Raw genomic sequence first — 26912 nt, forward strand, 5'->3', positions numbered from 1 at the left:
AACGGCGCTACACTATGAACCGATTTAGTACCGCATACTCCTGCAACAAAAGGTAAGAAACATGCAGCTCAAGTCCCTGGCCACGGCCAAGATCACCGCCAAGGCAGCAGCACTGTTCGCCGCCGGCGCCCTCACCCTCACGGCCTGCGGCGGCGGAAGCTCCACTCCGGCAGCTTCCGAAGGCGGCATTCAGCTCATCAACTCCGGCAAGCTCACGGTCTGCTCGGATATCCCCTACGAGCCGTTCGAATTTGAGAAGGACGGCCAGACGGTGGGCTTCGACGTCGACATCGCCAAGGAACTCGCCAAGGACTTCGGCGCCGAACTGAGCATCGTGGACAGCTCCTTCGAGGCCATCGAGACCGGCACCGCCCTGACCCAGTGCGACCTGGGCATCTCCTCCATCTCCATCACGGATACCCGCAAGTCGGTCATGGACTTCTCCACCCCTTACCTGGATGACGATCTGGCCCTGGTAGCCAGCGAAGATTCCGGCGTCAACAGCCTGGCCGATGCCAAGGGCAAGAAGGTGGGCGTCCAGCAGGCCACCACCGGCGCCGACTACGCACAGGAGCAGGGCCTCGATGCCCAGCAGTTCGAGGACACGGGCCTCCTGGTGCAGGCCCTTGAGGCCGGCACCATCGACGCAGCCCTGGGCAACCAGTCCGTCCTGGGCTACGCCATCAAGGACCAGCCCAAGTTCAAGAGCGTTGAGGAATTTGCCACCGGCGAGCAGCTGGGCATTTCCATCAAGAAGGGCAACACCGCCATGGCTGAGAAGGTTAACGGCACCCTCAAGCGCCTGACCGACGACGGCTCCCTTGAGAAGTTCAAGACCACCTGGTTCGGCGAAGCCGCCAAGTAGCCAACCACCGCCAAGTAGTCGCCGTGCAGGCCTGAGGCTCCCCCGCCTTGGTTCCGTCACGGCCCTGAGAACTACGCAGCCGGGGCCCCGGACGAGCTGTACCGCAGTCCGTCCGGGGCCTCTGCCACGCACAACGAATGTGAGCAACCCATGGCAATGACCGCACGTCAGCGAGCCAAAGTAAGCCTGTATGTCCAGGCCGGAATCTTTGTTGTGGCCATCGCCGCGCTGATCCTGGCCACCGACTGGGAGACCATCGGCAACAGCGTCTTCAACTTCGGCAAGATCGGCCCCATGTTCCCCGGCATCTTCATGACCGGCCTGGTGAACACCCTGATCTACACCTTCCTCGGCTTTATCGTGGGCCTCTCCGGCGGCCTGCTGCTGGCCCTGATGAAGCTCTCCAGCTTCCCGCTGTACCGCTGGATCGCCACCGGCTACATCGAGTTTTTCCGCGGCATCCCGGCACTCCTGGTCTTCATCGCCTTCGGCTACGGCGTCCCGCTGGCGTTCGGCGTCTCGTGGAACATCACCGTGATCGTGATGGTTTCGCTCGGCATGGTGGCCTCGGCCTACATCGCCGAAACCCTCCGTGCCGGCCTGCAGGCGGTACCGAAGGGCCAGCTCGAAGCAGCCCGCTCCCTGGGCATGCCGCAGTGGCGGGCCATGGTCACCATCGTCATCCCGCAGGCGTTCAAGATCGTCCTGCCGCCCCTGACCAACGAGGTCATCCTGCTGACCAAGGACTCCTCGCTGATCTACGTCCTGGGCCTCACCGCCTCCCAGTACGAGCTCACCAAGTTCGGCCGCGACGGCATCTCCAGCCTCGGCGCAGGCCTCACCCCGCTCCTGGTGGCCGGAGCCTTCTACCTGGTGATCACCATCCCCCTGAGCTTCCTGGCCCGGAAGTTCGAAAGCCGCACCGCGCGGTCAAACCGATAGGCAGCGAAGACCATGAACGACGTCGTAAACAATTCCCGCGGTGGCACGGCAACCGTCCACGCCGCCGGCGTGGAGATCAAGGACCTGCGCAAGTCCTACGGATCCAATGAGGTCCTGAAAGGCATCAGCCTGGACGTGGCTCCCGGCGAAGTGGTGTGCCTGATCGGGCCGTCCGGCTCCGGCAAGTCCACCCTCCTGCGCTGCGTGAACCTGCTGGAGCAGCCCAACCAGGGCAGCATCCACGTGGGCGGCTTCGAGGCCACCGATCCCGATGTGGACATCGACAAGATGCGCCGCAAGGTGGGCATGGTGTTCCAGCAGTTCAACCTGTTCCCGCACCTGGACGCCAAGCGCAACTGCTCCATCGCCCAGACGAAGGTCCTCAAGCGGTCCCAGGCGGAGGCGGACAAGGTGTCCATGCACAACCTGGAGCGCGTGGGACTGGGGCACCTCTCGGACCGTTTCCCGGACCAGCTCTCCGGCGGCCAGCAGCAGCGTGTGGCCATTGCCCGCGCGCTGAGCATGGACCCGGAGCTGATGCTCTTCGATGAGCCCACCTCTGCCCTGGACCCTGAGACCGTGGGCGATGTCCTCTCCGTGATGCGGAACCTCGCCAAGGAGGGCATGACCATGCTGGTGGTCACCCACGAGATGGGCTTTGCCCGTGAAGTGGCCGACCGCGTGGTGTTTATGGACGGCGGCATTGTGGTGGAGGAAGGCGTGGCCGAGCAGGTCATTTCTGCCCCCACCCAGGCCCGCACCAAGGAGTTCCTGCGCCGCGTGCTCGATCCCACGCACATCGATATCGAGGAGTAACCCTCTTCCAGTTGCGATACGTACATTCCCTGGCGCTGCGGATACAACCGCAGCGCCAGGGAATTTCTGCGTCAAGGGGTAGCTGCGCGTCGCCACTCTGGGAAGGCGTACGACGGCGGCACGCGCCTCTTGCCCGGGCATTTACTTCCGCCGTGCCGCGGCACACAATAGGTCCCACTACAGCCCTGGCTCAGCAGCGTGCTGCCCATCGGACGTGCAGGCCCACCAGGGCCGGCCAATCGAGGAGCGCCGGCATGACAGAACCTACAATCCCGTCCCGGGCCACCTCCGCGGTATCTGATCGCGCTGCGCGGCTGGCATCCATCCCCTCTTTCCAACGCGTTGATGCCTACCTCACGGCGGCCAGCCTGCGCCGGAAAGGCCAGTCGGATGTTTGTGATTTCACTTTCGGCAACCCGCACCAGATGCCGCCCGACCGGTACGTCAATACGTTGCGGGATGCCCTTACCCCACAGCACGACCAGTGGTTCGCATACCAGACCAACGGCGAAACTGCCCGGGAGGCGGCCGCGGAATCCCTTCAGCGACTGCTGGACGTGCCGTTCAGGACGGAGGACATCTATCTAACCACCGGAGGTTTTGCCGCCATCGCCTTGGCCCTGAAGACGGTCAGCGATCCCGGCGATGAAGTCATTTTCAGCCTGCCGCCGTGGTTCCTGTACGAGCCGCTGATCCTTGAAGCAGGTCTCGTCCCGGTGAAGGTAAAGGTCAGCACGGCAACGTTCGACCTGGATTTGGATGCGATTGAGTCTGCCATCACGGAGCGCACCAGGGTTGTGATCATCAATTCTCCCAACAATCCCACGGGGCGGATCTATCCTCCCGAACTGCTGCTCCGGCTGGCGGACATGTTGGAGGCGGCCTCGGTAAGGATCGGCAGGCGGATCTACCTGGTCTCGGACGAGGCCTACAACCGGATTGTGTTCGATGGCCTCCGCTTCCACAGTCCCGTGGAGTTCTATGCGCACACGCTGCTGGCCTATTCCTACGGCAAAACCCACCTCTCGCCGGGCCAGCGGGTGGGCTATCTGGCGCTGCCGCCCACCATGCCGCAGCGGGAGGAGATGCGCCCCGCGATCACCGGCCTGCAGGTGGCGATGGGGTGGGTGTACCCGAATGCGCTGCTGCAGCACGCTCTTCCGGAACTGGAGAAGTTCAGCATCGACGTGGGCCAGTTGCAGCGGCGCCGGGACCGGCTCATGGAGGCGCTGGGCGGCATGGGTTATCGCGTCCATCGGCCTGAAGGCACGTTCTACCTGTTTGCCACCTCCCCCATTCCGGACGACGAGGCGTTCACCGAGTCACTCGTCCGCCGGAATGTCTTCGTTTTCCCGGGCGTACTGTTTGAGACGCCGGGCTTCTTCCGGGTTTCCCTTACGGCCAACGAGGACATGATCGAACGGAGCCTTCCTGCATTCGAAGCGGCGATGAAGGAAAGCATGGACAGGAGCGGGACATGAGCGAACGGACCTACCCCCATGGTGTACCGTGCTGGGTCGACACAGAGCAGCCGGACGTAGACGCGGCTGCTGAGTTCTACGGCGGCCTCTTCGGCTGGACATTTGAAGACGTGATGCCCCCGGGGGCACCAGGCAGGTATCTGATAGCAAAGCTGGGCGGCCGTGACGTCGCCGGGATAGCAAGCAGCGCGGAGGGAACGGCGTGGAACACCTACATAGCAGTCGATGACGCCGACGCTGCAGTCCGGCGGCTGGTGACCGCCGGCGCCAAAGTGCTGGCCCCACCGGCAGACGCGGGAGAAGGCGGCCGCGGAGCGTTGCTGACCGATCCGGAAGGGGTCGAATTCCGCATCTGGCAGCCGAAGCGGCGACTGGGGGCGCAGGTGGTCAATCAGCCGGGGGCCTGGAATTTTAGCGACCTGCATACGGCTGACCCCAGCAGGGGCATTGCGTTCTACGAGGACGCGTTCGGCTGGCAGGTGGACGATGTCGGCTTCGGGCTGATGGTTCGCCGGCCGGGTTATGGCGACCACCTTGAGGCGACCATCTACCCGGACATCAGGACCCAGCACTCAGAAATCGCCGCCCCACCCGGCTTCGATGACGCGATCGCCTGGGTCGTAGCAACGGCCGCCGATGAACCGCCGCACTGGCACGTGACGTTCGCCGTTGCCGACCGGGACCAGGCTGTTGCTGACGCAATCCGGCTGGGGGCCGGAATCCTTCGGCAGTACGACACCGGGTGGACGCGCGAGGCATTGATCCGGGACCCGCAGGGAGCAACGTTCAGCGCCAGCCAGTTCACGCCGCCGACGGGCTAAGCGATTCCTCAGATCGCTATTCTTCGGCTAGCGCGCCAGCACTCCCCCGACTGCAGCGGCGACGGCCTCTTTGATCCGGCTGTGAAGCGCGCGCAGGCCGTGCCGGTCCGTGCGGACTTCAACAATGCTGCGGCCCTCGATCGGCTGCGTGAGCGCCTCGGCGAGTGCCGCCGTCGTACTTACCGAGCAATGCCCGACGCCGTACGCTGCAGCAAGTGCCGCAATGTCCACTGTATGGGGGGTGCCGAAGAGGCGCTCGACGGCGTCACCATACGTTCCCGCCTCACGCACGGCGCCGTGCTCCAGCAGGTCGAAGATGGCCCCGCCGGCGTCGTTGAGCACAACGATCCGCAAGTGCGGCTCCTCCTCCCCGGTGCCCAGGAGCAGGCCGCCGGCGTCGTGCAGGAAGGTGACATCGCCCAGCAGGACGGTGGTTTCCTGCCGCGCGCCGAGTGCAACCCCGGTGGCTGTGGAGATGGTGCCGTCGATCCCGGCGAGGCCGCGGTTCGCATAAACGGTGGCGGCAGGTTCAGGAGCGGGCAGGCCGGCCAAGTCCACGTCGCGGATTCCGTTGGAGGAGCCCAGCAGCAGCTGGCCCCGGGAATGTTCCCACACCAGCGACCCGACGGCCGGACCGGTGGCCGGCGCTCCCTCAGCGAGGATACGATCCAGCGCGTGCTGGGCGGCCGATCCGGCAAGCAGCCAGGTATCCAGCCATGTGGATGGCCCGCGGCCGGCAAAATCTGCCAGGTCCGCAAGGTTTTCCAGGGGCAGCTCGGTGCGCCGGCCGGGCTCGTACCAGGCCACCGGAACCGGCTGGTAGAGAGCGGCTTGAACGTCCGCGCGGGCCAGCAGGGCTGCGACCGGCCGGGACAGAGTCGGCCGGCCGAACAGGACCACCCGCTCAATTGGCGCTGCTGCCCCGGCTCCAAAGTGCTCCAGCAGAAGCCGGTACGGGCCCACGGCGTTCGGCCCGAAGCGGGCGTTGGAGGACGGCTCGGCCAGCAACGGCAGGCCGTGCGCGCGGGCGAAGGCCTCGGCGACCGGCCCGGCGTCGTGCCCTGCGAGTACCACCGTGCGGCGCTCGGGCAGGTTCTCGGATGCAGGCGGCAGGTTCATCACGAGAGGCTCGCTGGCGAGCCGGTATCGCGGCCGTTCTGCCGCCGCCGGCAACGTCGCGCCGGCCTCTGGAACCAGCGGATCGCGGAACGCCAGGTTGAGCTGGACCGGGCCGGGGGCCAGGTCGGGGAACGCACCGGTGGCCGCCGACAGGCCGGTCCGGATGGCGCGTTCGGGGTCGGTGCCTGCGGGGACGTCGACGGCGAAGCGCACCTGTTCCCCGAAGATGTCGGGCTGGATGGTGGTCTGGTTGGCGCCTGTGCCGCGCAGCTCGTCCGGCCGGTCAGCGGACAGGACGATGAGCGGGACGGCCGCATGGTTTGCCTCCATCACCGCGGGAAGGAGATTCCCCACGGCGGTCCCGGACGTCGTGAGGACGGCGGCGGGCGAGCCGGTGGACAGGGCCAGGCCCAGCGCAGTGAAGCCGGCGGAACGCTCGTCGATGCGGACCAGCAGCTCCACCCTGCCCTCCGCCGATGCCTCAGCCAGCGCGTAGGCCATGGGAGCGGACCGGGACCCGGGCGACACCACCACGTGCTGCACCCCGCCGTTGACCAGGACCCCGACGGCGATCCGCGCGGCTGCGACGGCACTTAACTCAGGGGCGGCACCGGAAGAGTCTGCGGGGAAGGTGCCCGCTTGCGGGGAGCCGACGGGGGAAGCGTCCTGGCGGGGGGCGTCGGGGGCGGAATCGTTGTGCGAAGTCACCAAACCAGTCTGCCACCCCCGACGCGCCATCACTTCCCGCACCAAAACGCCCGACGCTCTATCACTCGATGCGCCTAAAGCCGGAACGCTCTATCACTCGATGCGCCTGAAGCCGGAACGCTCTATCACTCTCCTGAAGAGAGTGATAGAGCGTTTTGGAATTACCCGCGTTAAGTGAGAGAGCGTTGGATTCCGACGGGCCCTATCACCGGGACGAACCTAGCCGCGGAACACCTGGATCACGGACGGGCGCGGCGCACGTGCCTGGCCCGGGGCCGGCGTCGTGCCTGCCGCAACGTAGTCCGGGAAGAAGGAGACCTGCGAGTCGAACGATCCGTCCTCGCCCGGGTGCTGCACTGCGACGAACACGGTGCGCTCCTCGTCGTGGATGATGGGGCCACACGTTTCGCCGTCGCGCGGGACGGCGAGGAACTGTTCCACCTTGCCGCGCTCGGCGCCGTCCAAGGTGACCTTGAACAGTCCGTCCGCCCGGCCGATGCCGGAGGGGGCGCCGTCGGTGGAGATCCAGAGGTTGCCCACGGAGTCGAACGCGAGGTTGTCCGGGCACGAGATGGGCGAGACCTTGTCCACCGGGAAGCCGGAGAAGTAGGTGACGTCGCCCTGGGCCGGGTCGCCGCAGACCATCAGCAGGTTCCAGGTGAACGTGGTGGATGTCTGGTCCCCAGTTTCAGTGATCTCCACGATGTGGCCGTCGCGGTTCTGGTTGCGCGGGTTGACCTCGGTGGCGCCCTCGTTGGAACCCGTGCCGCGGTTGGAGTTGTTGGTGCACGCCACGTAGACCTTGCCGGTGTGCAAGCTGGGCTCCACGTCCTCGCAACGGTCCATCTTGGTGGGGCCAACCTTGTCGGCGGCGAGGCGGGTGTACACCAGCACCTGCTCCACGGACATGCCCGGCACTGCTGACTTGCCGTCCACCACCAGCGGCAGCCACTCGCCGATACCGTCGAACGCACCATCTGAGGGCACTGCACCGGTGCCACTGATTTCAGCGGTTGGCGAGTTGCCCGTGAACCTGGCAACGTACAGGTTGCCCGCGGACAGCAGTGTCATGTTGTGCTTGCGGTCGCCCTCGCGGTACTTGTCCTTCGAAACGAACTTGTAGAGGTAGTCGAAGCGCTCGTCGTCGCCGGAGTAGGCCACGACATGCCCGGACTTGGCCACGATCACGTTGGCGCCCTCGTGCTTGAAGCGGCCCAGCGAGGAGTGCTTCTTGGGGGTGGAATCGGGATCGAACGGGTCAACCTCCACGATCCAGCCGAAGCGGTTGGCTTCATTCTCATAGCCGGCGTTGCGGGTGTCCCAGCGCTTCTCGTCCAGCTCCCACTTGCGGGCGGTGGCCTTGTTGGTCAGGCCGTAGCGCTTGTGCTCGGCGGAGGTTCCCGGGGAGACGAAGTAGCCGTTGAAGTTCTCTTCGCCGGAGAGAATGGTGCCCCAGGGGGTGGTGCCGCCGGCGCAGTTGCCCAAGGTGCCCTTGATGAAGCGGCCGTCCTGATCGTCAACAGTCTTGACCAGCGATGAGCCCGCTGCCGGCCCGGTCAGCTCGTAGACAGTGTTGTTAAGGTACCGGCGGTTCAGCGGCGCACCCTTGACGTAGGTCCACGGTTTGTTCTTGTTCTGGCGCTCGAGCTCCACCACGGTGAGCCCGTGCGCGGCTGCCCCCACAGCACGCATCTGGTCCGCAGGCATGGTGGCCGGGAACATGATGTTCTCGTTGGTGTACTCGTGGTTGGAGAAGAGCACCGCGCGGCGGCCCTTGCTGCCCGGGATCTCCAGGATGTCCGTGTAGTCGTTGTTGTAGCCAAACTGCTTTTCCTGCGCAGCGGCCGTTTGGTTGTTGAGGTCGAACTCCGGCGCGTCCTTAAAGATGGGGTCACCCCAACGGATCACCGCCTGCCAGGTGAAGCCTTCGGGGACGGTGACTGCGTCCACGGCGGCATCGATCGAGGGGATGGCCGTGAACTGCAGCTTGGACTTCCCGAAGCCTTCCTTGGCAGCCTTCGAGAGGCCGGCAGCGCTGGCGGATTCAGGCGAAGTGACGGCACTGCCGAGGACGACGGCGAGCGCACCGGCAGCGCCGAAGCCCAGGGCGGCGCGGCGGGACATTGTCGCAGAGGCGATGTCGCGGAAGTAGCTGTTGGAGCTGGTGTTGCAGACGTCGCCGGCGCAGGCGTTGTCGCACTTCAGCGCGCAGGTGACGGCACTGCGCTTGCCCTTGGTATGGCCGAGCATCGGCAGCAGGGTGAACTTGCGGGCAGTCGTTTCAGACATGGGGGCCTTCCAGGGAAAATCGATGCGGTTCCCTCACCCTGTCAGCCGGTTTCTACGCGCAGTAGTCAACAAGGTGAAGCTCTGGTTAACCGCTCGTGACCTGCAGGGATGTGATGGAGCGTCGACCAAAAAGGCGCGGAAGGTGATGGAGCGTCCGCGGAAAAGGCGCGGAAGGTGATGGAGCGTCTAGGCGGTGAGGAGGGCGTGGACACGGCGGAGCCGGGCAAGCCACCAGTCCCGGCGCTCTGGCGAAGCCGCATACTGCTCGAGCAGCCCGGCGTCTGCGGCGACGTCGCGGACGCGGATGGCGCCGTCGTCGGCCACCAGCGGATCGGTGGTGATGTCGGACTCGAACAGGGACACGGTACCAAGCCCGCACGCGTAAGGCAGTTCCGGAAGCGCCGCGGCCAGGGCAAGGCCAGCGCGGATCCCCACCGAGGTGTCCAGCGCTGAGCTCACGACGGCGGGAAGCCCGGCCTGCGCCACGATGTCCAGGGCGCGGCGTACTCCCCCGAGCGGCGCCACCTTGACCACGATGAGGTCGGCCGCGCCGGCACGCGCCACGCGCAGGGGGTCTGATTCCTTACGGACACTCTCGTCCGCCGCGATCAGCACGGGTGTTCCGGCGGCCCGCGAGGCACGCCGAACCTCGGCCAGCCCGTCAATGGTCGGCACCGGCTGTTCGGCGTATTCAAGCCCGACGGCGGCCAGCCGCGTGAGCGCCTCGACAGCGGCCGGAACATCCCAGCCCCCATTGGCGTCCACCCGGATAGCTGCATCCGGAAGGGCGGAGCGGACGGCGGCGAGGCGGGCGGCGTCGTCGTCGAGCGTCTGGCCGCGCTCGGCAACCTTGACCTTCACGGCGTCCACCCTGCCAAAGCGCGCAAGGACCTCCGGAACCCGGTCAGCCGGAACGGCTGGAACGGTTGCGTTGACGGGAATCACCGGACGCAGCGGAGTGGGAAACCCTGTCCAGGCGGCCTCGATCGCGGCGGCAAGCCACCGGGAGGCCTCGGCGTCGCCGTACTCGGGGAAGGGGCAGAACTCTCCCCAACCGGCTGGACCCTGCAGCAGCAGGGACTCGCGCGCCATGATGCCGCGGAACTTCACGCGCATGGGGAGGCTCACCACGTGGGCGCCGGCCAGCAGCTCCTGCACAGCGGGCAGGGGGCGCGGGTCCGTAAGCATGGACCCAACTGTACAAGCGGGAGGCGGCAAACCCTTCCAATACATATCCATATGGATATATAATGAGCACATGGCACGGGCAGCGACGACTACGGACACTTTCAACGCGGTAGCCGAACCCCGGCGTCGGGAAATCCTGGACGCCCTCACTCATGGTGAGCGCCCGGTGAACGAGCTGGTGGAACTCCTCGGCCTGGCCCAGCCCCAGGTCTCGCGGCACTTGCGGGTGCTGCGGGAGGTAGGGGCGGTGGACGTGCGGGATGAGGGCCGGCAGCGGCTGTACCGGCTCAACCCCCAGGCGCTGAAGCCCATCCATGACTGGGTCTCCAGCTACCAGCACCTCTGGGGCGAGCGCTTCGAACTGCTGGACGACGTGCTCGCCGACCTCAAACAGGAAGACACGCAAGACTAAGGATCAGGACAATGACACAGACAAGCACCATGGACGTGACTTTTCCCAGCGACCGGGAGATCCTCATCACCCGGACCGTCGGCGCGCCCCGGCACCTCGTGTACAGGGCCTGGACCACACCTGAACTGGTCAAGCGCTGGTGGCCCGGGCGGCGGGGCGAGATGACCACGGCCGAGATGGACTTCCGGGTGGGCGGCGCATGGCGCTTCGTGATGGTGGCGCACGGTGGGTTCGAGGTGGCCTTCCACGGAACGTACCGCGAGATCGTGCCCAACGAACGGATCGTGCACACGGAGGTCATGGAGTCGCCAGGTGCGTCGCCGGACAGCGAGGAAGGGTCCGTGGTCAACACCGTCACCTTCAGCGATGCCGGCGGCGGCGCCACCCTGGTCAGCATCCGCACCGACGCAGGCAGCAAGGACGTGCGGGACATGATTGCCCACTCCGGCATGGAGGGCGGCGTGCGCGAGCAGTTCGAACTGATCGAGGAACTCACCCGGAACCTGGGGTAAATGCCGCCGGGGCCGGGCTCACCCGGCATCCCCGGCACATGCGGCGGGATCCCAGCTTTCTGTGACAACCTTGAAGTGATGACTTCTCAACGGCAGGCACAGACCAGGACCCCAGCACGCCCCGCTCCGGGCTCGGGTTTCTTTTTCGTGCTGGCCACGCTGGCCTGCGTTGCAGGGCTGGTCGCCACGTACTACTACTTCGTCCAGACCACTACGGGCCAGTTCATCGACGAGTCCGCGCTGGTGGAGGCCGTCGATATCCACGGGCCGGCGGGCAAGGCGACCACCAGGTTCCTGGATCTGCTGCCCACCATCTCACTGGTGATGGCCGCCGTCGTGGTGCTCTTTGTCACGGTGATCCGGAAGCACTGGACGGAAGCCGGCATTGCGGTGACTGCCTGCATCGGCGCGAATATTGCCACCCAGGTCCTGAAGGATGTGCTTCCGGCCCGGCCGGACAAGGGCGTGGTGACGCTGGAGCTGAATTCGCTGCCGTCCGGGCACACCACCCTGGCGGCGTCGGCGGCGGCCGCGGTGTTCCTGATGGCCTCGCCCCGGTGGCGCCCGATGGCCGGTTTTGTGGGCGGCACATTCGCGATTGCCTCGGGCGTCTCCACGCTGATCAACCAGTGGCACCGGCCGGCCGACGTGGTGGCGGCGTTCCTGCTGGTGGGCGCTTTTATGATTCCGGCAGGCTGGCTCATCATCCGCCGCGGGGCGTGGAATGCGTGGGACGGCTTCGGCGGGCACATCGGGTCGGCCCGGATCTGGCTCACGCTGCCGGTACTGATCGGGCTGGCGTCGGCTGCGGTGGCGATGTATTCGCTGGTCCGGATCGCGCCCAGTCCCTGGCAGGAGGTCAGCACCACCAACTATTTCTGGGCCGGGATCTCGCTGATCGTGATCGCCGGGTATCTGGCCACCGTTGCCACCACCGCCCTGTTCGCCTATGCCGCACGACGGCGGGACTCGCCCAGGCGCTGACGTCACCTGGCGTTAGCCCACCCCGTGGTGCTGGAGCCACATCTCCAGCAGCGCCAACTGCCAGAGGACGTTGCTGTTGACGGCTGTCCGTTGGGTGTTGGGGTCTGCCAGGAGGCCGTCGATATAGGCCGGCTGGAACAGTCCCCGCTGCTTGGCCTCCGGTGCGTGGAGCGCCTCGCGGACGATGGAGATGAACGGTTCCTCAAGGTGCCGGAGGGCAGGGACCGGGAAGTACCCCTTGGGCCGGTCCACCACGGCTGCGGGCAGCATCTGCCGGCCCAGGTCCTTCAAAATGCCCTTTCCGCCCTGCGATGCCTTGAGTTCCGGCGGGCAGGACGCGGCGAGCTCCACCAGTTCATGGTCCAGGAACGGCACCCGGGCCTCGATGCCCCAGGCCATGCTCATGTTGTCCAGCCGCTTGACGGGATCGTCCACCATCAGCAGGTGGGTGTCCAGCCGGAGCACCGCGTCCAGGGCGGTGTCCGCACCGGGTGCGTCCAGGTTGGCGGCCAGGACCCGGTTGCTCACATCGGTGGCGCAGTACCACTCGGGCTCCAGGATGTTCAGGAGTTCTTCATGGCTGTGGTCCACGAAACTTGAGGTGAACGTGGACAACGCCTCCGAAGGGCCCACAGAAGCAAGCGGCTGGTGGTATCCGTACCCGCCAAAGACCTCATCGGCGCCCTGGCCACACTGCACCACCTTCAGATGCTCGGCGACAGTCCGGCACAGCAGGTGGAACGCCGTCACGTCGTGGCTGGCCATCGGTTCGGACATCGCCCCCATGGCCCCATCGATGGACGGCGCGAACTCGGAGGTGCTGATGTGCAGTTGCTCATGCTGCGTACCGAACTCCCGCGCAATGAGGTCCGAGTAGGCGAACTCGTTCCCGGAGTCCCCGCCGGCGCCGTCAAACCCGATGCTGAACGTGGACAGTCCGTGCTGGCCCTCCCCGGCGAGCAGGGCAACGAGGAGGCTGGAGTCCAGGCCCCCGGAGAGAAGGACGCCCACCGGCACGTCGGCCACCATCCGGCGTCGTACTGCCGTTTGAAGGGAACCGCGGACGGCTTCCTGCCAGTCCCCCGCGGACCAGTCCGCGTGCTCCGCGCGGCGCGTATAGCCGGGTTTCCAGTACTCGCGGTCATGCCAGGTTCCGTCGGCACGGATGGTTCGGATGGTGGCGGCCGGCAGCTTCTGGATGCCGCGCAGGATGGTCCGCGGCGCGGGGACGATCGAGTGCCAGCTCAGGTAGTGGTGCAAGGCTGTCTCGTCAATGGACGTATCCATTCCGCCCGAAGCCACCAGCGCGGGCAGGCTGGAAGCGAAGCGCAACCTTCCCCCGAGCTCGCAGACGTACACCGGTTTGATGCCCAGCCGGTCCCTGACCAGCAGGACTTCCTGCCGCTGCGGATCGTAAAGAGCCACCGCGAACATCCCCACCAGGTGGTGGACAAAGTCGTCGCCCCACTTCCGGTAGGCCTTCAGGATCACCTCGGTGTCGCTGTTGGACCGGAAGGTGAATTCCCGCTCCAGTTCCCGGCGCAGTTCCTTGTAGTTGTAGATGCAGCCGTTGAACGTAACGGCCAGGCCGCCGTCGTCCAGCATTGGTTGCGCCCCTGCCTCGGAAAGGTCAATGATGCTGAGGCGCTGATGCCCCAGTGCCACCCAGCCCGACTCCCAGGTCCCCCGCCCGTCAGGCCCCCGCGACGTCATTGCCCCCATCATCTTCAGAACCGACTCTTGGGAGGCCTTTCTCCCGTTGAAGGCGATTTCGCCGGCTATTCCGCACATTTCAGGGTCCTCGTTCCTGATCCTTGCCTAAAAACTCTGGTCGCTCGCGAGCAGCGGCGAATCATTCAGCTTCCGAAGCATTGTTGCGGGCAGGCTGCTCGCATGGACGGCGTCGGCGATGACGTCGCTAAGGCTGCCTGCTTTGGCGTAGGCCTGCCGCTGCCTTGCAGCACCGGTGCCCCTGGTCAGGACCTGGAACAGCAGGGATTCCACAACGTCGAACTCGCCCTGCTCCTTCAACACCGGCTGGATGAAGTCCAGCAGGGACATGACCACTTCGAAGGCGGCACGGGGCTGGCCTGTCAGCGGATCCACCAGTTCGCCGTCCAGCCCAAACCGGCCCGCCTGCCAGGAGGCGAGCCGAAGCTGTACTGCAGAGGCCGGCACCGGGGGCACGCCCGCGCGCCACTGCCTGGCGGCTGTCTCCGCCAGGCCGCGCACCAGGGCGGCGAGCAGGACGGCGTCGTCGGCTAACAGGCACACATCCGCCACCCGGATTTCCACGGTGGGGTGATGGTGGCTAAGCCGGGCGTCGAGGTAGATCTGCGCCAGGTCCAGGGGAACGCCCGAGCGGAGCATGTCCTGGATGTGGGCGTGGTAACCCTCAGCGGAGCCGAAGATTTCGCTGGGACCAGCGGTGGGCCACCTGTTCCATGCCTGGGAGCGGTAGCTTGCATAGCCGGTGTCCACACCGTTGCAGAAAGGGGAATTCGCTGTGAGGGCCATCAGGACCGGGAGCCAGATCCGGATCCGGTCCAGGATGGCAACGCCTTCCTCGTCCGAGTCGATCTCCACGTGGACGTGGCAGCCGCAGGTCAGCTGCTCAGCCGCCGTCACGCCGAACTTTTGCATCAGGCGCTCGATCCGCTCGCCCGGCGCGGCAGTGGAACGCACCGGAAAAGGCGATGTGGCAAGGGCAACGGAGCGTGCTCCCACTGCGCGGGCCGTGGAATCCGCGCTCACCCGCCGGGCCGTGAGGTCCTGCGCCAACTCATCCAGGCGGATCCTTGGCAGCGTACAGGCTTCGATCTGTTCCTGCTTCATTTCACTGCTGAGCCCGTCATCGTCACTCAGGCGGTCCAGCACTTCGCCCAGTGGGACGGCATGCCCGCTCGCGTTGTCGACGATGAGGAACTCTTCCTCCACACCCAGGCGGCGCATCAGCGCTGCCCCTTTGGGCCGGCATCTCCCCTACGTGGGACTCGTCCATGGGCAGGAGGAAAAACGTTACGGAAACCAGCCATCTATGACTCCCTGGATAGGACCATGAAGCGTTTGGCTTAACCTCAGTGTCAGAACATACTAAGCATGCTTATTTCCTGTCCGCAAGGAAAAACACGTGAAAACGCCCCGAAACACGGCGTATTGCGCGCTGCTTCGGGGCGTCCCCTTGGCCTTTTTCAGGAGCACTTGGCCACCTGCGGATAGCTATTACGCTCAGACGAGCGTCGGCCCCGCGAGGCTGGCATTGATCTCCGCAGTGACCGCCGACGCCGGCGTGGCCGGCAGGAGGCGGGACAGGAACTTCCCCCGGGCTGCTTCGACGAAACCATGGAAAAGGCCGAAGTCCTCGGGCAGCTCCTCCGGGTGCCACTGGATGCCCATGGTGAAGGTGCTCGCGGGGTATTCGATGGCTTCCACCACTTGGTCCTCGCTCCAGGCTGCAGCAACAAGGCCCTCGCCGAGCTTGTCCACCGCCTGGTGGTGGGAGACCGGCACTGGTCCGGGGTGCGCGCCGATCAGCTGCTCAAGCCTGGAGCCGGGCTTGATTTCCACCGGGATCCTGTTGAAGTTGTAGCCGCCGGGCTGGTACTGGCCGTTCCCGATGACGTCGGGCAGGTGCTGGTGGAGGCTGCCGCCCAGCGTAACGTTCAGCAATTGCTCGCCGCGGCAGATGCACAGCAGCGGAACGTCCTGGCGGATCGCCTCTTGGATCAGGGCCTGCTCCCAGGCATCACGCTCTGGGCGTGGGGCATCGGTTTCCGGGTGGGCTTCCTGGCCGTAGAGGGACGGGTCCACGTCCCAGCCCCCGGGAACCACCAGACCGTCGAGCCTGCCCACAAGCAGTTCGATCATGCCTGCCATGACAGGCTGGGGAGGCAGCAGGATGGGCACACCGCCCGCGGCGATGATGGGATTCAGGTACGTCTCGGGCAGGAATGCCGCCCTGACCGTGCCGCAACCATCGGTCCCAGCCTGCTCCAGGTAGGTGGTGAGTCCGATGATGGGTTTCATCGCGGCGTCGGTGGTCTGCACAGTGGTCCTTCCGGAGATTTCTCTGCCTCCAATTTTATGGTGGCGGAAGGCACTGAATGTTTCGTGCAGGTCAAATGCAGGTGTCAAGAAGGTCACACTTCCAGGGCTTAGTGGAGGTCCCGGGGTACCACGGTGAAGCGGCGGTTGCGCAGGGACGGCACACGGGTCCTGACTGCCGCGATCCGTTCGGGTTCGAGCTCGGCAAAAATGACCCCGGGTGCCTCGCCGGCGTTGGCGATCACCACCCCGAAGGGGTCAACCACGATCGAGTAGGCAGTGGCCAGCGGCCCGCTCTGGTTGGCCGTCACCACGTAGGTGGTGTTCTCGATGGCACGGGCACGCACCAAGGTGTTGAAGTGGTCTTCTTTCCCCGGGCCGACGATCCACATAGCCGGCAGCAGCAGGACGTTCGCCCCGGCGTCCACCAGGTAGCGGGCGCTTTCCGGAAACCTGAGGTCGTAGCAGGTCAGCATGCCCAGCCGCAGCTGCCCGAAGGAGAGCAGGGACGGCTCGGCGATGGCGCCCTGGCTGGTTCCGTCGCTTTCGCGGTAGCCAAAGGCGTCGTAAAGATGCACCTTGCGGTACGTGCCTTGAACAGAGCCCTCCGAGTCAAGGGCCACCAGGGTGTTGAACGGAAGGCCGCCGGGGTTCGTCTCGGCGGTTCCTACCACCACCGGCAGGTGGAGTCCTCTTGCGAGCGCTGCGATCCCGCTGATGAATGGGCCGTCCAAGGGCTCTGCGACTTCCGCGAGGACACTTGGGGGTTCGGTGCCGGCGTACAGGCTGGACTCGGGAAGCACCAGCAGGTCCGCGTTGTTCAGGGCGGCAGTTTCCATCAACTGTTGTATCTGCACCAGGTTCCGCTGCGGTTCGCTGCCGGCACAGAACTGCCCGCACGCAATTCTCACTTCGGCCCTCCTGCCACGGCGAAACGGCTCCCTTCACCAAAGGTTCGCACACCCCGGTCTGCGCGAATAGCCCCAGTGGTACGTTCCCGGCCTATGCGCCGCTGACCTGCGCAAACGCCGAGGAACACTTGACAAAAACTTGACGAATTACCCATGAGTAATTTGATCCAGCTCCACCAAGCTATTCCTATCGGAGCCGCACAGGCTCACAGGGTCTCTGCGGTTACCGCAAAAGTTTTAGGGGTATGACATGAGCAAGGTTGCTGGACGTAAGAAGCGCATCATCGGCACCACTGCCGCACTGGTAGCTATCGGCGGCGGTGCAGCTTTCGCCTACTGGACGGCGACGGGCTCGCACGACACCACTACCAAGGCCGGCACCTCCAAGAACTTCACCATCACCAGCACCGTTGCCGGCGATCCGCTCTCCCCCAACGGTCCAGTCCAGACTTTCACGTTCACCGTGAAAAACCCCGCAGATGCCGGCGTCCAGAAGCTGACCAACGTTGTTGTGACTGTCGCCGGCACCAATGGTTCCGCTTGGACCGAGGTCTCCGGGTGTTCTGCCCTGGACTTCGCTGTAGGCACGCCCAGCTTCACCGCAACCGAGATCCCGGCCAATGGCACGGTATCCGGCACCGTATCGCTTCAGATGGTCGACCGCCCCGGCGTCAACCAGGACGGTTGCAAAGGCGCCACGGTGCCCCTGCACTTCACGGCCAGCTGAAGAGGGCAAGGAGTCACCTTCCTGAAGCAGTCCATCAGCTTCGTAGCCCAATGGTGATGAAGTCCGCCTGACCGCTATCAAGCTCGATTTTTTCCGGAAGGTCCCCGTGCCCACAAACGCCAGCTCCCCCGAAGCCACCCCCCGGCTTTGGCGGGAGCTGGTTTGGTTTAACTGGCTCCTGCGGGCCGGAGTGCTAGCCGTCGTGATCCTTTTTATTGCTGCTTTCGCAGGCGCTGCTCCCGCTACAGCGCACTGGCGGGCTTCCGGATCCGGAAGTACGACGGCGTCAGTCGCCACGCTGCTTCCGCCCACCAACGTTTCGGTGCCGGCAAGCAGCAACTCAAATGTTGCCGTCAGCTGGACAGGGTCCAGCGGCGCGGTGGTTCCGACGGGCTACTTCGTCACCCGTATCTCCGGTTCCACAGCCGTGTCCGCTTGCGGCTCCAGCCCGGCCGCTCCGATCGCAGGTACAACGTGCACGGACGCATCAGTCCCCGAGGGCACGCACCGCTACCAGGTAACGGCCGTCCACCGTTCCTGGACAGCAGCAGGCCCCGTCAGCGGAACCGTAGCGGTGACCAGCCTTCGTGACCTCTCCTTCGACTCGCAGCCGTCCGCCACCGTGACTGCCGGCTCACCGATTGCTTCTTTCAGCGTGCAATTGCGGACCATCTTCGGGCTTGAGGTGTGGGAACGGGGAGTCCCGGTCACCATCAGCCTTGGCGCCAATCCGACTGCCGGGACGCTGTCCGGAACGGTCACCGCCACCACCGGTGGGTGGGGCACAGCCACGTTCAGCGGCCTCTCAATCAACAAGGCAGGCGAGGGCTACACGCTGATCGCTTCCAGCCCTGGTTACGCCGGCGCCGTTAGCAGCGCGTTCACGGTTGTTCCGGCCGCAGCCAGCAAGCTGATAGTCACCAGCGGCGCAGCCCTGACGGGCCCGGCCTCAAGTGCGGCAACCCTTGGCCCGGTGACCCTTCAACGCCAGGATGCTTACGGCAATGCCGTTACTGCCGGGACTTCCAGCGTCTCGCTCGCCACCAGCTCCGCCGGAGCCACCATCTTTTCTGCCACGGCAAACGGCGCCAAAGTCTCCACTGTGACCATCCCCGCCGGGTCCTCGTCGGCGTCGTTCTTTTACGGGGACACCACAGCTGGCACCGCGGCCATCACTGCAGCTTCTCAAGGGCTGGCGGCTCCCGCCCCGGTGACCGCGACCATCACCGCCGCAGCCCCGGGGCGACTCAAGTTTGATGCCATTCCCGCCGTCGTCCTCAAGAACACGCCCATCACGCCGCCGGTGACCGTCCATGTCCTGGACGCCTTCGGCAACCGGGTTGATAGCTCCGCGCAGGTCATGCTTCAGTCCAACTGCACCATCAAGGGCACGCTTACGCGGGCAGCGTCATCAGGCCTCGCCGTTTTCCCCGACCTCGAAATTGCCGGTAAAGCTTCTGGGTGCGTCCTGACGGCCAGCAGCGGTACGCTCGCCACGGACACGAGCAACCCCTTCAACGCGGACTAGCAACGCAGGCTAGGATCGCTAAGACCAGGCGGAAAAAGGACTGTAATGACCGGCGCCAGCAGGCAGGAACAAGGACCCTCCGGCGAGAGCGGACCGCCGGACCTGCAGCACCCCCGCTTCGCCCGGGCGTACGCGCGGGCCGTGGAGGAGATGAACCGCCGCGGCGGCACGGAACACCGGCGAGCCATCCTTTCACGCCTTAGCGGGACCGTCATCGAAATCGGCGCGGGTAACGGCTCGTCCTTCGCGCTCTACCCGGAAACGGTGACCCAGGTCCTGGCCATCGAACCGGACGACTATCTCCGAAACCTCGCCCTGGCCAGTGCGTCCTCCGCGCGGGTGCCCATAACGGTTCGGGCCGGCGCCGCCGAACAGATTCCCGCGGACGATGCCGGCACGGACGCCGTGGTGGCCAGCCTCGTCCTGTGCAGCGTGGCTGACCAGGCCACTGCACTCGCTGAAATCCGCCGGGTCCTGCGCCCCGGAGGGACACTCGCCTTTTACGAGCACGTCCGTTCCCACAACCGCCTGCTGGCCGCAGCCGAAGACCTGCTCACCCCGGCCTGGCAGCGGATGGCCGGCGGCTGCCACCCCAACCGGGACACGCTCCGGGCCATCACCGCCGCGGGATTCACGGTGCAGGCCAGCCGGCGGTTCGACTTCTCGGCAGGTCCGTTGGCCCCTCCCGTCGCGCATATCCTGGGCACAGCCACCCGCGCAGGCGGCCCCAGCGGCCGTTGACGTGCCCCGCGCCCACGGAGTCCATGAAGCCAACTCCGGCAATGCGACGGTCTAGGAGGCCGGGGAACCCGCCCTCCGCAGCCGATCCGGCGGGTGCAGGTCGATGATCGGAAGGTGCCCGTCGGTGCGAATGGCGTCGCCGCCGCCGTTGCGGTGGTGGTATCCGCTGGAGTAGTTGAGGATGACGTGCACGGACTCAACTGCGTTGGCTGAGCGGAGGGTCTCGATGATGAAGTCGCGTTCCTCGTCCGTCCGGTCGGCGATCTTGTGCGTGATCTGGAAGGTGAACAGGGACAACCCCACGCTGCGGTCGTAGGTCCCCGCCCCCACCCAGTCCACTGACAGTCCGCCGGGCAACATCCAGCCGGCCGGGCATTTCCAGAACCGGACGTGGTGCCGTTTACGCGGATTCCCGTCGATTTCCCGCTGGAATGCAAGGTCCTGCTTGTTGCCGAACACATAAAGCGAGCTCACCGGGGCTTGCGGGTAGCTGCGCCCCAGGACCGTCGAGGTCAGGGTGTGCCAGGCCGTGGCCAGGGTAATGGGGTCGGCTTCCACCCACCCCGCCGTCCGCATCGCCTGGCGCAACTCCTCCTTGGGTCCCACCACGGCAAGGTTCACGGGATCCCCCAGTACGCCGTCGCCCGTCCTGGTCCGCCCGATGAAGTAGTCCGGGATGTACAGGCTGCTGAGGATCTTGTGGATACGCGGCAGCAGCGCATAGGCCAGGATCAGCCAGACCGGCAGGAACACCCAGGCCTGCTCTGGCCCGCGCGAAAGCCGGGCGAGCAGGAAGAAGTAGACAGCCCAGCCCACGGCTATGGTCACCACCAGGTACAGCAGCCGCTGCAGGACAGCGAGGACTGTTGCCCACCTGCTTTGCCGGCGCTCCACAGCACTGCTGGAACGCGAGTGGTCCGGCTCTTCCGGGACGGCCCGCTTGCGGCCGGCGTCACCAGTGGACGTCACAGTGCTTCTCCTTTCGGTCGCCAACTCATGACCAGCCTAAGGTGCAGCCGGAAGGCTGCATCCCAACCGTGGCGGAAGCGAAGCGTCACGCCGGAAGGTTCAACTGCTCCACGATGATCCGCGACGTTTCGGAATCCCCGAGGATTCGAAAGTGCCCGGCGACAGACAGCTGAATATTGGTGGCGCCCGGCAGCACGCTGCCCTCGGGAATATGCGGATCGAACGGCCCATAAATGGAGGTGATGCGGCTGTTGATGGTCTCCTCCCTGGCCAGCTGGAGGGTCAGGGCGTTACGCGGGGAGAAGATGCGCAGGCTGGGCAGCAGCATGTACTTGGCGTAGCGCGACCCGGAAAACGGCGTGCACACGGCGATCATCCGGTCGATCCGCTGCTCCGGATCGAGGTTCAGCATCGCATACTTCCCAATAAGCCCGCCCTTGCTGTGCGCCACAATGGCGGCGTCCCGCAAGCCCGCTTCCTCCAGGTGCTGGGCCACGAGCCTGGCGGCAGCGGGCACGTCCAGGCTGTTCCGCTGCAGCACGGTCACCACGTGAACCGGATGTCCGGCGTCGTGGATGCACTGGATGAGGGGCAGCATAAACTGCCAGTTTTCGTACACGCCGGGGATGATCACCACGGGAGCGCGGTGGCCTTGGTGGAACGAGCCGGGCTGGACGCGGGAGAGCATGCCGCGGACCTGCCAGACGCCGGCATAAAGGTAGTCATGCAGCCACCACGCGCCTTTTTGCAGCGCGCTGATTCGAGTGGGCGTTCCCGTTTCACTCATCTGTTGAGGATAGCGCCCCGTCAGTAGTTCCGCCGGTGCTTCAGCTTGGGAATGACGACGGCGAACACGGCCGCCGCCGCGAACCCGAGTATGCCCGTGGCTGAGATCCCCGCCCCCAGGGATGCCAAAGCCGTCACCCCGGAGAGGAGGACAGGCCCGCCGGTGGAACCGGCGTCGGCCATAAACCGCCAGAGCCCCAGGAACTGGCCACGCCCACGGTCTGGCGAGAAGTCCGCACCCAGCGTCATCACCAGCCCCGAGCTGATCCCGTTGCCGAATCCGATCAAGAGCGCCGCAAGGAGCAACCCCACAAAGGACCCTGTGAGCGGAATCAGCAGCAGTGCAGCGCCCATCAGCAGGGTGGAGGGGACGGCCACAAACTGCCGGCCCTTCCGGTCCATGAGCTTGCCGGCCGGATAGAAAACCAGCATGTCGATCGCCCCGGAGAGGCCGTAAATCAGGGAGGCCGAGGTCGCGTCCATGCCCAGGTGGTCGGCCCACAGCGGGATGACCACCTGGCGGGACGAGCGCAGCGCGCTGAGCAGCAGTATCCCGGCGCCCACGCTCAGGAAGACGCCGGCATGGGAAACCGCCACACTGCGGAGGGTGGGCTCCGGGCCGGCACTCCCGCCGTCGTGCGTGTCCGCCAACTCAAGGTCCGGGATGGTGAGGGACAGCAGCGCGGCGGCGGCCATCGCCACCACACCCACCCAGTAAGCCCCGCCGATGCCGGAAAACTGCATCACCAAAGCGCCCAGGAACGGGCCAATGAAGACACCAATCCGGTTCACACCGCCCAGGGTGGACAGCGCCCGTGCCCGGAACGCCACGGGAACGGCCTCGGTGAGGTACTTCTGCCGGGCCAGCCCGAAGACCGCGCCGGACATACCGACGACGGCCATCGCCACCGCGAGCAGCCACAGTCCGTTGGGGATGAGGGAGGACAAACCGGCTGCAGCCAGGGCCAGTGCGGCCGCAACAGCGGCGCCCACGATGGCCCAGCGTTCGCCGAATTTGAGCGTGACCAGCGATGCGGGCAGGTTGAAAAACCACGAGCCCAGTCCAATCAGCGTGACGATCAGCGCCGCGACTGCGACGGACGCGCCAAGGTCGCGGGCGGTCAGCGCCACCACCGGAAGAATCGCTCCCTGACCAATCCCGAAGAGCAGGGTGGGGCCAAAAGCGGCCACCGCGATGGCGCGCAGGCTGAACGGTTGGGGGTCGTCCGGGGAAGTCATCAGATTTATCCTAGGGTGGCCGGCAGCAGGGAAATGAAAGGCAAACATTTGGGGGTCACAAAACCCTTGCGAAGGACTACCGTTTGCCTTATGGGGTGCTGATTCGCGCCCACTGCCAAAGGGGAGGTTTTTCCATGGGTGAAGTGTGGATCCGTACGCTCGGCAACGGGCTGGTCCGGGCAGACAGGGTCACCGAGATTTCAACTACGCGGGGATCCCTCCACGAGGACCAGGGGTATTCGCTGAAGGTCATCGTGGACGGCAAAGGCCATGTCCTGATCGACGACGGCGAGCTTCAGGGATCCTTGGCCGAGCGGCTCGAATACGCGCGGCACATTGAGGACGCCCTGCTGCTCGCGATGGAGGAGGCGCGGGACAGGGACACCTCCGTGGTCATCTCCTATGAGCCCGAGCGCGAGCGCTGGTCCTCGGCGCCGGTGTCAGTCTTAACCGGGCGGCTTCCTGAAGCGGTGGGCTGAGCCAGTTCCTGGTCGGAAAGTTCGACGGCGGGCGGCGGCTTCAGCTGTCCGTCGTTCCGGCGTGCGTGCGGCTTCCAGCAACGCGGGCCACGGAGCGTCACAGGATCAGCATCCCAATCGGTGTAATAAATACGTAACTGTTGCGTGGGTCACATTTGCCCCTTACTCTGGATGAGGCTTAAGAAACAGGCCAAAGCAAGAAGCTGCAGCGTCGCAGCCAATGCCGGGGAAGGTTTTACAACTTGAATTCAAAGCTCAATATCGTTGTCCGTGTAGATCTCGACCACGCCAAAGCTCTGGTGATTGCAAAGGGGCACATCACCGTTCACAGCGTGAACGCACTTTATGTAGTAGTTAAGCGGGCCAATGCCCTAAGGGAAGGCCTGGACCTGAAGCTGGACATCAGCCACGCGATGGTCGATGCAGAAGCCCTCGAAATGCTTCATACCGCTTCCGAAACGCACCACCTGCCGGCCAGGATCGATCCGCAGCAGGCACCTTGCACCATCAGCGTCCTGGCAGCGCGCCGGGAGCACGCGCCCGCAAGGCGCGGACTGATCGCCGCCTAGAAGCTTCCAGGCAAGGCACCCGAAGCGCCCACAATCGGGCCAGAGTGCCAGCCCCAGACTCTTTTCTTCCTGATTTCCACAAACTTTGAGTGCAGCTGTATCCGAATAGACGGGTAGCTGCACTCTTGGTTTGAGGGAACGCCGCACCGGGGGCCGGCTAACCGCCGCCGTTTGCGTCCAGCCATTCCTCGAGGAGGCCGGCCGGAAGCGGCCGGGCGAAGTGGTACCCCTGCGCGAGGTCGCAGCCCATGGCCTTGAGCATGTGAACCTGGCCGGGGGTTTCCACGCCTTCGGCGACTGCCCGGATACCCACAGCATGCGCCAGGTCGATGCAGCTGCCCACAATGGCCGAATCTCCGGAGTCCGAGCCCAGGCCGTTGATGAAGGACCTGTCGATTTTCAGTTCGTCGATGGGAAATTTTTTCAGGTACGTCAGGCTCGAGTAGCCCGTGCCGAAGTCGTCAACAGCCAGCCCTACGCCCAGGTTCTTGAGGGCGGTGAGCGATGCGAGTGCGGCGCTGGGATCGGCCATGAGGGCTGTCTCGGTTATTTCCAGCAGCAGGAGCGCGGGATCGATGCCCCGCAGCCGGAGGCCCGCTTCCACCATCGGGACCAGTTCGGGGTCGTTGAGCTGGCGGGCAGAAAGGTTAACGGCGAACTCAAGGGCGCCGGGGCGGCCCTGCCGCCGCCAGTTGTCTGCCTGCTTCAGCGTTTCGCCCAGGACCCATGCGCCCAGCGGCCGCACCAGCCCGGATTCCTCGGCCATGGTGATGAACTCCGACGGCGGGAGCAAGCCGCGCGTGGGGTGCTGCCACCTGACCAGCGCCTCCACCCCCCTCGTGCGCCCGGTGCGCAGGTCTATTTGGGGCTGGTAGTGCACGCGGAGGGCGCCTTCCCTGATTCCACGCCGAAGCTCGCCCAACGCGCGCAGCCGGTCCACCGTGGGATCCGTCTCCGCCGGCTCATGCAGCTCCCAGCGGCTGCGTCCCAGCTCCTTGGCCCGGTACATCGCGATATCGGCGCGCCGGATCAGGTCTTCAAGGGTTTCACCGTCATCGGCCACTGCCACTCCTATGCTCGCGGACGTGACAATCTCCAGCCCTTCGATCTGCATCGGTGTCCGGAGGACCTCCAGCAGCCCGGCAGCGAGCGCGGTGGCTTCCTTCGGGCCGGCAAAGGCGCCCACCACAACGAACTCGTCCCCGGAAAGCCGGGACACAGTGTTTGATCCTGCGGCCAGCGACGTCAGGCGCTGCGCGACGGAGATCAGCAGCTCGTCCCCCGCGGCGTGCCCCAGGCTGTCATTGACGGCCTTGAAATGGTCGAGGTCTATGAAGAGGACCGCCGGCCTGCGCATTCCGGCAGCACCGCCGGCGGGAAGTTGGTCCAGCGCCGCCTTCAGCCCGGCCCTGTTGGGCAGGCCGGTGAGGGCATCGTGCAGCGCGAGGTAGTGCAGTTCCTTTTCAGCCTCGGCACGCCGGGCCTCGGATTCCTCCGCCGCGCGAAGGGCTGCAACCAGTTCCTTCTCGTACATCCGGCGTTCGTGGGCGCTGAAGATAACCACGCGGACGGCGGCGGGCCCCTCGCCTGAGGCCGGGGACCGCGACGCCGAGAGCAGAGCCGCCCGGCGCTGGCCGTCGGCGCCGATGATTTCGACCGCAATCTCGGACACGGCGCCCGTTATCCCCAGCTGTGGGATGCAGTGGGTCGAATACAGGATCTGGTCCCCCACAGGCATGAGGGACTGCAGGGTGGATCCGAGCAGGTCACAGCGGCTGTGACCCGTCCAGCTCACGAAGGTGTCGTTGACCGCGGTGATGCGGCCGCCGTCGTCCGTCACCAGGTAGCCGCATGGTGCCTGGTTGAACAGCGCTTCGAGGTGGGCCGGGTCCGGACCCGGGGTGTCTGTCACGGACTGGAAGCGAGATATTGCAGGATGGCGTCGGCCGTAGCCTGGGGTGCACTGACGTGCGGGCAGTGACCCGTGGCCTGCAGGTGCACCAGGGAACTGCGAACCAGGTGCTGGTGCACGTACGTGCCTACCTCCGGCGGCGCGAGCAGATCGTCGGAACACTGCAGGATCAGGCTGTCCGTTGGCACTTTCCCGAGCACCTGCCGAGTGTCTGAGAGGAAAGTGACCCGGGCAAAATGCCTGGCAATGGACGGGTTGGTCCGGCAGAAGCTGCTCCGCAGTTCCTCGGCCAGCTCCGGAGTCTCCGGGTTGGCCATTGCCATCGGAGCCAGCGCTTCAGCCCAGGCGAAATAGTTGCTGTCCAGGGACGCGAGCAGGCCCTCGATGTCGTCCTGTGAAAACCCGCCCACGTAGCCCTCCGCAGGGTCGTTGGTGTAGCGCGGCGACGGGGCAACAAGGATGAGCCGGGAGAACCGCTCCGGTTCCTGTGTTGCAGCGATCACCGCCATCATCGCGCTGACGCTGTGGGCCACAAGGATGACGTCCTTCAGGTCCAGGCATGCGCAGATCTCCAAGAGGTCCGCCGCGTAGCCATCCAGGGACCCGTACTTTTCCCGGTCGTAGGCGTTGGCGTCAGAATGGCCCGCACCGACGTGGTCAAAAAGCACCAGCCGGTAATCGTCGGCGAAGTAGGGCAGGAGTTTGCGCCACATATCCTGGTCGCAGCCGTAGCCGTGGGCAAACATCATCACCGGCCCATCAGCCCGCCCGGACACCGTGACGTTGTTGCGGTGGATCACCGTGGAAACCGCTGCCGTTGCTGCTTCGACCATTCTTGCTGACCCCTGCCTAGGGTGACCTTGTCTTGCC

Annotated in this window: 25 protein-coding genes; 13 read left to right on the plus strand and 12 right to left on the minus strand. The window is 65.5% G+C overall.

The window, feature by feature from the left end; genetic code table 11:
• Positions 1-61 precede the first annotated feature (61 nt).
• The 5 genes from AC5RUQ_RS08785 (at position 62) to AC5RUQ_RS08805 (ending at position 4925) form a co-directional block, all read left to right on the plus strand.
• Complete coding sequence (locus tag AC5RUQ_RS08785; protein ID WP_493946904.1) at positions 62-865, plus strand: ABC transporter substrate-binding protein; 804 nt, start codon at positions 62-64, stop codon at positions 863-865.
• Positions 866-1015: 150 nt separating this feature from the next.
• A complete protein-coding gene (locus tag AC5RUQ_RS08790) occupies positions 1016-1807 on the plus strand; it encodes an amino acid ABC transporter permease (RefSeq protein ID WP_493946905.1) in 792 nt (263 codons plus the stop codon).
• A gap of 12 nt (positions 1808-1819) precedes the next feature.
• Positions 1820-2623, plus strand: coding sequence for an amino acid ABC transporter ATP-binding protein (locus AC5RUQ_RS08795; protein WP_256248153.1), 804 nt, complete (start codon positions 1820-1822; stop codon positions 2621-2623).
• Between the two features lie 254 nt (positions 2624-2877).
• The gene (locus tag AC5RUQ_RS08800; RefSeq protein WP_493946906.1) at positions 2878-4104 is read left to right on the plus strand and encodes an aminotransferase class I/II-fold pyridoxal phosphate-dependent enzyme; all 1227 of its coding nucleotides are present in this window, start codon (positions 2878-2880) and stop codon (positions 4102-4104) included.
• Positions 4101-4925 carry a VOC family protein gene (locus AC5RUQ_RS08805; protein ID WP_493946907.1) on the plus strand — a complete coding sequence of 275 codons (825 nt, stop codon included), beginning with the start codon at positions 4101-4103 and terminating at the stop codon, positions 4923-4925. The genes AC5RUQ_RS08800 and AC5RUQ_RS08805 overlap by 4 nt, the downstream gene beginning before the upstream one ends.
• 27 nt (positions 4926-4952) lie before the next feature.
• Here AC5RUQ_RS08805 and menD read toward each other — a convergent pair whose 3' ends face one another.
• From menD to AC5RUQ_RS08820, 3 genes are all read right to left on the minus strand, one after another.
• Positions 4953-6782, minus strand: coding sequence for a 2-succinyl-5-enolpyruvyl-6-hydroxy-3-cyclohexene-1-carboxylic-acid synthase (gene menD, locus AC5RUQ_RS08810; protein WP_493947193.1), 1830 nt, complete (start codon positions 6780-6782; stop codon positions 4953-4955).
• A gap of 189 nt (positions 6783-6971) precedes the next feature.
• A complete protein-coding gene (locus AC5RUQ_RS08815; RefSeq protein ID WP_493946908.1) occupies positions 6972-9041 on the minus strand; it encodes a PhoX family protein in 2070 nt (689 codons plus the stop codon).
• A gap of 186 nt (positions 9042-9227) precedes the next feature.
• Positions 9228-10229 (minus strand): o-succinylbenzoate synthase, encoded by a 1002-nt coding sequence (locus tag AC5RUQ_RS08820; RefSeq protein WP_493946909.1) that lies wholly within the window; start codon positions 10227-10229, stop codon positions 9228-9230.
• Between the two features lie 70 nt (positions 10230-10299).
• On the opposite strand from AC5RUQ_RS08820, the gene AC5RUQ_RS08825 reads away from it, so the two are divergent.
• The 3 genes from AC5RUQ_RS08825 to AC5RUQ_RS08835 all read left to right on the plus strand — a co-directional run bounded on the left by AC5RUQ_RS08825 (position 10300) and on the right by AC5RUQ_RS08835 (position 12137).
• Positions 10300-10641 carry an ArsR/SmtB family transcription factor gene (locus AC5RUQ_RS08825; RefSeq protein WP_493946910.1) on the plus strand — a complete coding sequence of 114 codons (342 nt, stop codon included), beginning with the start codon at positions 10300-10302 and terminating at the stop codon, positions 10639-10641.
• A gap of 11 nt (positions 10642-10652) precedes the next feature.
• Complete coding sequence (locus AC5RUQ_RS08830) at positions 10653-11153, plus strand: SRPBCC family protein (RefSeq protein WP_493946911.1); 501 nt, start codon at positions 10653-10655, stop codon at positions 11151-11153.
• 78 nt (positions 11154-11231) lie between these two features.
• Positions 11232-12137, plus strand: coding sequence for a phosphatase PAP2 family protein (locus tag AC5RUQ_RS08835; protein ID WP_493946912.1), 906 nt, complete (start codon positions 11232-11234; stop codon positions 12135-12137).
• Between the two features lie 12 nt (positions 12138-12149).
• Here AC5RUQ_RS08835 and AC5RUQ_RS08840 read toward each other — a convergent pair whose 3' ends face one another.
• From AC5RUQ_RS08840 to AC5RUQ_RS08855, 4 genes are all read right to left on the minus strand, one after another.
• Positions 12150-13928, minus strand: coding sequence for an N-acetylglutaminylglutamine amidotransferase (locus tag AC5RUQ_RS08840; protein ID WP_493946913.1), 1779 nt, complete (start codon positions 13926-13928; stop codon positions 12150-12152).
• Between the two features lie 27 nt (positions 13929-13955).
• Positions 13956-15089 carry a glutamate--cysteine ligase gene (locus AC5RUQ_RS08845; RefSeq protein WP_493946914.1) on the minus strand — a complete coding sequence of 378 codons (1134 nt, stop codon included), beginning with the start codon at positions 15087-15089 and terminating at the stop codon, positions 13956-13958.
• Positions 15090-15365: 276 nt separating this feature from the next.
• The gene (locus tag AC5RUQ_RS08850) at positions 15366-16184 is read right to left on the minus strand and encodes a gamma-glutamyl-gamma-aminobutyrate hydrolase family protein (RefSeq protein WP_493946915.1); all 819 of its coding nucleotides are present in this window, start codon (positions 16182-16184) and stop codon (positions 15366-15368) included.
• A gap of 107 nt (positions 16185-16291) precedes the next feature.
• Positions 16292-17092 (minus strand): carbon-nitrogen hydrolase family protein, encoded by an 801-nt coding sequence (locus AC5RUQ_RS08855; protein WP_493946917.1) that lies wholly within the window; start codon positions 17090-17092, stop codon positions 16292-16294.
• A gap of 250 nt (positions 17093-17342) precedes the next feature.
• Between AC5RUQ_RS08855 and AC5RUQ_RS08860 the strand changes: the two genes are divergently transcribed.
• The 3 genes from AC5RUQ_RS08860 to AC5RUQ_RS08870 all read left to right on the plus strand — a co-directional run bounded on the left by AC5RUQ_RS08860 (position 17343) and on the right by AC5RUQ_RS08870 (position 20088).
• Positions 17343-17819, plus strand: a complete 477-nt coding sequence (locus AC5RUQ_RS08860; protein WP_493946918.1) for a hypothetical protein — start codon at positions 17343-17345, stop codon at positions 17817-17819.
• Between the two features lie 106 nt (positions 17820-17925).
• Positions 17926-19347, plus strand: a complete 1422-nt coding sequence (locus AC5RUQ_RS08865) for a hypothetical protein (RefSeq protein WP_493946919.1) — start codon at positions 17926-17928, stop codon at positions 19345-19347.
• Between the two features lie 45 nt (positions 19348-19392).
• Complete coding sequence (locus tag AC5RUQ_RS08870) at positions 19393-20088, plus strand: class I SAM-dependent methyltransferase (protein ID WP_493946920.1); 696 nt, start codon at positions 19393-19395, stop codon at positions 20086-20088.
• A 51-nt stretch (positions 20089-20139) separates the two neighbouring features.
• On the opposite strand, the gene AC5RUQ_RS08875 is transcribed toward AC5RUQ_RS08870, so the two are convergent.
• The 3 genes from AC5RUQ_RS08875 to AC5RUQ_RS08885 form a co-directional block, all read right to left on the minus strand.
• Positions 20140-21057 (minus strand): LssY C-terminal domain-containing protein, encoded by a 918-nt coding sequence (locus AC5RUQ_RS08875; protein ID WP_493946921.1) that lies wholly within the window; start codon positions 21055-21057, stop codon positions 20140-20142.
• A gap of 85 nt (positions 21058-21142) precedes the next feature.
• Entirely contained in the window at positions 21143-21844 is a 702-nt protein-coding gene (locus AC5RUQ_RS08880; RefSeq protein WP_493946922.1) for an esterase/lipase family protein, read from the minus strand.
• A gap of 20 nt (positions 21845-21864) precedes the next feature.
• Positions 21865-23082 (minus strand): MFS transporter, encoded by a 1218-nt coding sequence (locus tag AC5RUQ_RS08885; RefSeq protein ID WP_493946923.1) that lies wholly within the window; start codon positions 23080-23082, stop codon positions 21865-21867.
• 134 nt (positions 23083-23216) lie between these two features.
• On the opposite strand from AC5RUQ_RS08885, the gene AC5RUQ_RS08890 reads away from it, so the two are divergent.
• A complete protein-coding gene (locus AC5RUQ_RS08890; protein ID WP_493946924.1) occupies positions 23217-23561 on the plus strand; it encodes a thioredoxin domain-containing protein in 345 nt (114 codons plus the stop codon).
• Between the two features lie 242 nt (positions 23562-23803).
• Complete coding sequence (locus AC5RUQ_RS08895; protein WP_493946925.1) at positions 23804-24130, plus strand: hypothetical protein; 327 nt, start codon at positions 23804-23806, stop codon at positions 24128-24130.
• A gap of 157 nt (positions 24131-24287) precedes the next feature.
• On the opposite strand, the gene AC5RUQ_RS08900 is transcribed toward AC5RUQ_RS08895, so the two are convergent.
• Positions 24288-26042: an EAL domain-containing protein gene (locus AC5RUQ_RS08900; RefSeq protein WP_493946926.1), complete on the minus strand. Its 1755-nt coding sequence runs from the start codon at positions 26040-26042 to the stop codon at positions 24288-24290.
• Positions 26039-26875, minus strand: a complete 837-nt coding sequence (locus AC5RUQ_RS08905) for an alpha/beta fold hydrolase (protein WP_493946927.1) — start codon at positions 26873-26875, stop codon at positions 26039-26041. Before AC5RUQ_RS08905 ends, AC5RUQ_RS08900 begins: the two co-directional genes overlap by 4 nt.
• Between the last annotated feature and the right edge of the window lie 37 nt (positions 26876-26912).

Source organism: Arthrobacter sp. MDT2-3, from assembly GCF_059090465.1.

Coding starts and splice junctions, on each gene's coding strand:
- AC5RUQ_RS08820 (WP_493946909.1), bottom strand. CDS start 10,229: ATGCTTACGGACCCGCGCCCCCTGCCCGCTGTGCAGGAGCTGCTGGCC.
- AC5RUQ_RS08860 (WP_493946918.1), top strand. CDS start 17,343: ATGAGCAAGGTTGCTGGACGTAAGAAGCGCATCATCGGCACCACTGCC.
- AC5RUQ_RS08785 (WP_493946904.1), top strand. CDS start 62: ATGCAGCTCAAGTCCCTGGCCACGGCCAAGATCACCGCCAAGGCAGCA.
- AC5RUQ_RS08795 (WP_256248153.1), top strand. CDS start 1,820: ATGAACGACGTCGTAAACAATTCCCGCGGTGGCACGGCAACCGTCCAC.
- AC5RUQ_RS08885 (WP_493946923.1), bottom strand. CDS start 23,082: ATGACTTCCCCGGACGACCCCCAACCGTTCAGCCTGCGCGCCATCGCG.
- AC5RUQ_RS08825 (WP_493946910.1), top strand. CDS start 10,300: ATGGCACGGGCAGCGACGACTACGGACACTTTCAACGCGGTAGCCGAA.
- AC5RUQ_RS08815 (WP_493946908.1), bottom strand. CDS start 9,041: ATGTCTGAAACGACTGCCCGCAAGTTCACCCTGCTGCCGATGCTCGGC.
- AC5RUQ_RS08845 (WP_493946914.1), bottom strand. CDS start 15,089: ATGCGCCGCCTGGGTGTGGAGGAAGAGTTCCTCATCGTCGACAACGCG.
- AC5RUQ_RS08800 (WP_493946906.1), top strand. CDS start 2,878: ATGACAGAACCTACAATCCCGTCCCGGGCCACCTCCGCGGTATCTGAT.
- AC5RUQ_RS08840 (WP_493946913.1), bottom strand. CDS start 13,928: ATGTGCGGAATAGCCGGCGAAATCGCCTTCAACGGGAGAAAGGCCTCC.
- AC5RUQ_RS08835 (WP_493946912.1), top strand. CDS start 11,232: ATGACTTCTCAACGGCAGGCACAGACCAGGACCCCAGCACGCCCCGCT.
- AC5RUQ_RS08830 (WP_493946911.1), top strand. CDS start 10,653: ATGACACAGACAAGCACCATGGACGTGACTTTTCCCAGCGACCGGGAG.
- AC5RUQ_RS08870 (WP_493946920.1), top strand. CDS start 19,393: ATGACCGGCGCCAGCAGGCAGGAACAAGGACCCTCCGGCGAGAGCGGA.
- AC5RUQ_RS08880 (WP_493946922.1), bottom strand. CDS start 21,844: ATGAGTGAAACGGGAACGCCCACTCGAATCAGCGCGCTGCAAAAAGGC.
- AC5RUQ_RS08905 (WP_493946927.1), bottom strand. CDS start 26,875: ATGGTCGAAGCAGCAACGGCAGCGGTTTCCACGGTGATCCACCGCAAC.
- AC5RUQ_RS08805 (WP_493946907.1), top strand. CDS start 4,101: ATGAGCGAACGGACCTACCCCCATGGTGTACCGTGCTGGGTCGACACA.
- AC5RUQ_RS08790 (WP_493946905.1), top strand. CDS start 1,016: ATGGCAATGACCGCACGTCAGCGAGCCAAAGTAAGCCTGTATGTCCAG.
- menD (WP_493947193.1), bottom strand. CDS start 6,782: ATGGCGCGTCGGGGGTGGCAGACTGGTTTGGTGACTTCGCACAACGAT.
- AC5RUQ_RS08890 (WP_493946924.1), top strand. CDS start 23,217: ATGGGTGAAGTGTGGATCCGTACGCTCGGCAACGGGCTGGTCCGGGCA.